Raw genomic sequence first — 6580 nt, forward strand, 5'->3', positions numbered from 1 at the left:
GAGCGCCTCAGCGTTCGCGCATGGCTTCGGTACGTGCCTTGAGCACCGGCTTGAGCAGGTAATCGAGCACGCTCTTGTGGCCGGTGATGATATCCACCGTGGCAGTCATGCCGGGGATGATCAAAAGCGGTTTGTTATCACCACCCAGGTGGTTCTTGTCGGTGCGCACCTGGATCAGGTAAAAGGCGTTGCCCTTGTCGTCGGTGACGGTGTCGGCGCTGATCAGTTCGAGCTTGGCCTTCAGGCCGCCGTAGATGGTGTAGTCGTAGGCGCTGAACTTGACCATCGCCGACTGCCCGGGGTGCAGGAAGGCGACATCTTGCGGGCGCACCTTGGCCTCGATCAGCAGGTTGTCTTCCAGCGGCACGATCTCCAGCAGGTCACTGCCGGGCTGGACCACGCCGCCGATGGTGTTGACCTTGAGCAGCTTGATGATCCCGTGCACCGGCGAAACCACGGTGGTGCGGGTTACCCGGTCATCGATGGCGATGCTTGAGGCGGTGATCTTCGACAGGTCGGTGCGTTTTTCGTTGAGCTCCTTGGCCGCCTCTGAGCGAAACCCGGCTTCGGACTCTTCGATCTTGCTCTTGATCTCGGCCACCGCCGCTTCGGCGCGCGGGATTGCCAGGCTGGTGGCGTTGAGCGAGCCGCGGGCCTCAACGGCGCTGCGCTTGAGGCGCAGAATCTCCACCGGTGAGATCGCCCCGGTGCCAACCAGCGGCGTCGACATGTTCAGTTCCTGCTGCAACAGCGCCAGGGCCGAGCGGTACTGCTCGACCTTGGAGCGAAATTCGGCCAGTTCCTGGGTTTTTTGCCGCAGTTGCTCGTTGAGGGTCTGCTTTTCGCTGCTCAGCCGACGCTGGCGCGACTGGTACAGCGAGAGTTCGTCTTCGGCCACTTGTGGCGCCTTGCTGCGCACTTCTTCGGAGAGCTGGAACGGCCGGCCTTCGGCCTCGGCAGAAAGGCGCTCGACCTGGGCGGTGAGGGCAAAGCGGTCGGCTTCGCTCTCGCCCTTGTTGGAGAGAAAACGCGTGTCGTCCAGGCGCAGCAAGGTATCGCCCTTGTTCACCATCTGCCCTTCACGGACGAAGATCTCGGTGACGATGCCGCCTTCAAGGTTCTGGATCACCTGGACCTTGCTCGACGGAATGGCCTTGCCTTCGCCCATGGTCACTTCATCGAGCACGGCGAACTTGGCCCACAGCAGCGCCACCAGCAACAGCCCCGCGGCCAGCCACACGGTGATCCGCGACAGACGCGGCGAGTCCTGCAGGGTGGCGCCGGCCACATCGGGCATGAACTCGCGTTCGGCGGTCTTGCCGAAACTCTGGAAGTAGCTGCGCAGGCCTTGGCTTACGGACATGAATGACCCCCTAGAGTGCCGCGCCAACGCGGCCTTTGCGCAGTGCATCGATGACCGCTTCCTTCGGCCCGTCGGCAACGATCTTGCCGTTGTCCAGTACCAGCAGCCGGTCGACCAGGCTGAGCATTGAGGTGCGGTGGGTGACCAGCAGCAGGGTTTTGCCCTGCACCCAGCCATGCAGGCGCTGGCGCAGCTGGTCTTCGCTGCTGTTGTCCATGTGGCTGGTGGGTTCGTCGAGGATCATGATCGGCGGTTCGAGCAACATCGCCCGGGCCAGCAGCACGGCCTGGCGCTGGCCGCCGGAAAGCAGCTGGCCGCGCTCGCCGACCGGGCGGTCGAAGCCTTGCGGGTGCTGGCGGGCCAGCTCGCTGACGCCGGTCAGCTCGGCCACTTCAAGCATGCGCGCGTCACTCACATAGCGCGCGCCGAGGGTCAGGTTGTCGCGCAGGCTGCCGGCCAGCAGCGGCAGGTCATGGGCGACGTAGCCCAGTTGGTGGCGCAGGTCGGCGATGTCCAGTTGGCGCAGGTCGAGGTTGTCGAGCAGGATCTGCCCTTCGTCCGGGGCATAGAAACCCATCAACAGGCGCGCGAGGGTGCTCTTGCCCGAGCCGCTGCGGCCGATGATGCCGATGCGTTCGCCCGGCTTGACGCTGAAGCTGATGTCATTGAGGGCGGCAGCGTTCTGGCCGTGGTAGCGAAAGCTCACATGGCTGACGTCGAGGCCGCCGTGCAACTGGGTGCGCTCCAGCGGTTGCTGGCCGGCCTGGCGCTCCTGCGGCAGGGCCATCAGCGCGTCGGTGCTGCGCATGGTCAGCTGTGCCTGCTGGTAGCGGGTGATCAGCCCGGCGATTTGCCCGAGCGGTGCCAGCACCCGGCTGCCGAGCATGTAGCTGGCAACCAGGGCGCCGACGCTGAGGTTGCCGGCAATGATGCTGTAGACCCCGGCAACGATGGTGGCCATGCCGCAGAACTGCTGGATGAACAGCGTGCCGTTGGTGGCCAGTGCCGACAGGTTACGGGCGTGGGCGTCGAGGCGGGTGAGGGCGCCGTGGGTGCTTTCCCACTGGTACTGGCGCTCGCTTTCGGCGCTGCAGGCCTTGAGGGTTTCCAGGCCGCCGAGGGTTTCGATCAGCAGCGCCTGGCGCACGGCGCCCAGGGCCAGGCTTTTTTGCACGGTATCGCGCAGCCGCACCTGGATGAACAGGGCAAAGAAAATGGTCACCGGGAAGGCAATCAGCGGGATCACCACCAGCCAGCCACCGAGCAGGCCGATCACCGCCAGCATCAGCACCACGAAGGGCAGGTCGATAATGCTGGTCAGGGTCACGGCGGTAAGGAATTCACGCAGGCCCTGGAAGTCATGAATGCTCTGGGCAAAGCCGCCAACCGTGGCCGGCCGGGCTTTCATCGACATGCCGGTGATGCGTTCGAACAGGGTGGCGGAAAGAATCAGGTCGGTCTTTTTCCCGGCCTGGTCGAGCAGGTGGGCGCGGACCACGCGCAGGGTCAATTCGAACAGGGTGCCGATCAGCAGGCCGGCGCTCAGTACCCACAGCGTCGAGGTAGCCTGATTGGGCACCACGCGGTCGTAGGTCTGCATGACGAACAGGGGCACCATCAGCCCCAGCAGGTTGATCAGCAGGCTGGCGAGAATGGCGTCGCTGTAGAGCCAGCGTGAGAGTTTGAGGGTGTCGCGAAACCAGGCGTTGACCCGTGGCATCAACGGCGCACGCAGGTCTTCGAGTTCATGCCGGGGGCGGGCGAACAGCGCCTCGCCGGCGTAGGCTTGCAGCAGTTCTTCGCGGCTGACCCACTGCTCGCCGCCTTCGGCTTCACAGGGCAGGATCAGCGCCCGGCCGTCATCGCCCCAACGCCGCAGCACCGCGCAGCGGCCGTCCTTGAGCAGCAACAGCACCGGCAGGTTGAGCGCCGAGATCGCTCCCAGCTCACGCCGCAGGATCCGCGCCTGCAAACCGGCCCGTGCCGCTGCCCGGGGCAGCAGTTCAAGGCTCAGGCGTTGCTCGGGCAGCGGCAGGCCGGCACTCAGGCCGGCGCGACTGACAGTGCAACCATGCAGCTTGCAAAGGATCAGCAAGCCATCGAGTAGCGGGTCATCGAAACTCTGGCGCGGATCTATTGCCGAGCTCGCAGGTTGCATGCTGGTCACAGTCGCCTACTCCTGCCGCAGTTGGAGGGGTTTAGCGCATATCGGGCAGGCGCGCCTCGCTCTTCACTTCGCTCTTGGCGATCGCCTCGGGTGGCAGCGAGATGCGCTGCTTGTTCAGCAGTTCACCCATGTTGGCCAGCACCCGGTACATGGAGAACTCTTCGGTGTAGCGCACTTCGGTGTAGCGGCGGTTGGCGTTGTACAGCTCGTTTTCACTGTCGAGCAAATCGAGCAGGGTGCGTTGGCCGAGGCCGAACTGGTCCTGATAAGCGGCGCGCACACGGGTGGTGGTCTCGGCGTACTCGCGGGCCGCCGGCAGTTGCACGCGGGCGTTGTTCATGGCGTTCCACGACAGCGACAGGTCTTCGGTCAGCTGGCGCAGGGCGTTGTTGCGGATGTCCATGGCCTGGTTGATCTTGTGCGCATCGGACTGCAGGCGGGCCTTGTCGCTGCCGCCGCGGAACAGGTTGTAACTGAGCTCGACACCGGCCTGCCAGTCGTTGTTGTCGTGGCCGACCTGACCTGCAGTGTTGTTGTTGGCACCGGTTGCCAATACTGCGTCAATACGCGGGTAGAACGGCGACTTGGCCACTTCGTATTGCTGCTCGGCCGCATTGACGTCGGCCTGGGCGGATTTCAGGTAAGGGTTGTTTTCGAGCATGTCCTGGCGTGCAGCAGCCAGGTCAGCAGGCACTTCACCCTTGATGGTCACCGGGGTTTCCAGCTCATCGGGCTGGCGACCGACGACGCTATAGAACCTGGCCTCGGCATCGGCCAGGTCGACCTCGGCGGTGTACAGGTTGTTTTCCGCCAAGGCGCGACGGGCAGTGGACTGGTCGCGGTCGGCGTTGCTGCCGACCCCGCGCTCACTGCGCAGGCCGATCTGGTCGTTGACCCGCAGGTGCGCCTGCAGGTTGTTCTTGGCCAGGGTTACCAGCTCGCGGCGTTTGAGCACTTCAAGGTACACCTCGACGGTACTCAAGGCGACGGACTGGGCGGTGGCCTGGGTGTAGTAGGCCCGCGAGTTCACCACTGCCTCGGTACGGCCGACTTCGTTGGCGGTGTTGAAGCCGTCGAAGAGCATCTGCCGCAGGCGCAGGTCGGACTGGGTGTAGGTCAGTGTCTCTTTATTATGATTACGCGTGCCGTCGGCATTGAAGCCACGGGTATTGGTGTTGTCGGAGCGTTGTCGACCGTAACCGGCCACCAGGTCGACGGTGGGGAAGTAACCGCCTCGGGCGAACTTCACGTCTTCATCGGCCGACAGCCGGCTGTTTTTGCTGGAGCCGATTTCCGGGTGGTAATCCACGGCGCTTTGCACAGCCTCATTAAGTGACATCGCCTGGGCATTGGCACATGCCATGGCCAACAGAATTGCGCTGGTGATGGGGGTCAAAACGCGCATGGGTTACTTCTCCCTGATTTCTAATAATGGTCCTGCGATTCGTCAAAAAAGTGACGAAAACCTGAGGTCAAACCGTATCAGGCTTGTAACAACAGAGCTAAGAACATTTACGCGCGAAGCTAAGAAGATTTTTTCATAAGAGTTATGCGAAAAAAAACTTATGCGGTCTAAGAAATCCGAGACATTGTTCATATCAGGCAGCCCGTGGAATCAGCGCTAGGGTGCATTTTTTCGGGCGTCAGAGAAAGTTCCCGTGTTTTTGCAGCAGAGGGCATGGATGTAGCGGAGGGGATGGAGGCGGGGCGAAGTTTGGCGACAAATTTTTGGCAGGTGTCACTAGGCCACTTCGCTCAATCACTTTCACCGCAGCTCTGGCAGGCGAAGTCATTGATTTCATTGAAATCATCTCGCACTCCAGGGCTGTTTTAGCGTTGGCCCGGGTTAATTCCGCCGGGCTGGCCACGCGATAGTTCAGCGCACGTTGCTGCAATCAACCGATTTGCAGTGGAGGAGTGCGCTCATGGCTAAGTTAATCGGTGTCGTCAGCAAGGTGGTGGGCGAAGTCTTCGCTGTAGGCAGCGATGGCAGCCGCCGGCCGCTGATCGAAGGCGACAAGGTATATGCCGGCGAGCAGCTGGACACAGGCCTTGCTGGCGCAGTCGCCGTCCACCTGCAAAACGGTGCCGAATTGACCCTCGGCCGTGACAGCAATCTGACCCTGACCCCTGAGCTGCTGGCGGATCGCGCGCCGCATGTTGATACACCGGAGTCGCAGACCCCCAGCCAGGCGCAACTGTCTGATGTCGAGAAACTCCAGCAAGCCATCGCTGCGGGTGCCGACCCGAGCCAGGACGCCGACCCCACTGCAGCCGGGCCAAGCACTGGCGGTGCAACGGGGGCACTGGGCGGCGGGCATACCTTCGTGATCCTCAACGAGGTGGCCGGGCGCGTTGATCCGCAGATCGGCTTTCCCACCGCAGGCTTCAACGGCTTTCCCGAGTTGCCGCAGCTGGACGTCGGCCTGATCAACAACAATGACGAAGCCCCGCCAGTGCCGGTGATCGACAACCCGGTCAGCCTCGAAGGGCTTGCCGTCGAGGGCGGCGAGCTGTCGTTGAACGAGGCCAATCTACCCCAGGGCTCGGCCAGCAATCCGGCGGCCCTGACCCAGGCGGGCAGTTTTACCGTGCAGGCACCCGATGGGGTGTTCAACCTTAACGTCGGCGGCATCAATGTGGTCACCGCCGGTGCGGTGACCGGCATCGGCCAGTCGATCACCACTGGCCTGGGCAATTTGCTGACCATTACCGGCTATGACCCTGCCACTGGCGTGGTCAGCTACAGCTACACCCTCAACGATGCCGAAACCCACCCCAGTGGCGCGGGTGCCAACGGGCTTGGTGAAAGCATCGCGGTACTGGTCAGTGATACCGACGGCGACGTAGCCACTGGCTCGCTGGATGTCACGGTGATTGACGACGTACCGCGGGCAGTGGCCGATAGCAATGCCGTCACCGCTACCGAGAACCAGCTGACCCTGACCGGCAACGTGCTGACCAACGACGTGCAGGGTGCGGACCGTGTACCCACCGGGCCAATTACTGCCGGCACCTTCGTCGGCACCTACGGCACCTTGGTGCTGGCC

General features: G+C 63.1%; 4 protein-coding genes. 1 reads left to right on the plus strand and 3 read right to left on the minus strand.

Translation table 11 applies throughout. The features are described 5' to 3' along the window. Positions 1-7: 7 nt before the first annotated feature. Genes ACIOVF_RS05160 through ACIOVF_RS05170 form a run of 3 tightly spaced genes read right to left on the minus strand, consistent with a single transcriptional unit; the run spans position 8 to position 4935 of the window. Positions 8-1363 (minus strand): HlyD family type I secretion periplasmic adaptor subunit, encoded by a 1356-nt coding sequence (locus tag ACIOVF_RS05160; protein ID WP_093385864.1) that lies wholly within the window; start codon positions 1361-1363, stop codon positions 8-10. Positions 1364-1373: 10 nt separating this feature from the next. Continuing rightward, the gene (locus ACIOVF_RS05165) at positions 1374-3521 is read right to left on the minus strand and encodes a type I secretion system permease/ATPase (RefSeq protein WP_371128686.1); all 2148 of its coding nucleotides are present in this window, start codon (positions 3519-3521) and stop codon (positions 1374-1376) included. Positions 3522-3561: 40 nt separating this feature from the next. Further along, a complete protein-coding gene (locus tag ACIOVF_RS05170) occupies positions 3562-4935 on the minus strand; it encodes a TolC family outer membrane protein (protein ID WP_045193386.1) in 1374 nt (457 codons plus the stop codon). Between the two features lie 520 nt (positions 4936-5455). On the opposite strand from ACIOVF_RS05170, the gene ACIOVF_RS05175 reads away from it, so the two are divergent. Then, positions 5456-6580: retention module-containing protein (locus ACIOVF_RS05175; RefSeq protein WP_401288003.1), on the plus strand; the 1125-nt coding region annotated here is incomplete at its 3' end.

Origin of the sequence: Pseudomonas sp. NPDC087612, assembly GCF_044743505.1 — a bacterium.
In the GTDB taxonomy this organism is placed as follows: Bacteria; Pseudomonadota; Gammaproteobacteria; order Pseudomonadales; family Pseudomonadaceae; genus Aquipseudomonas.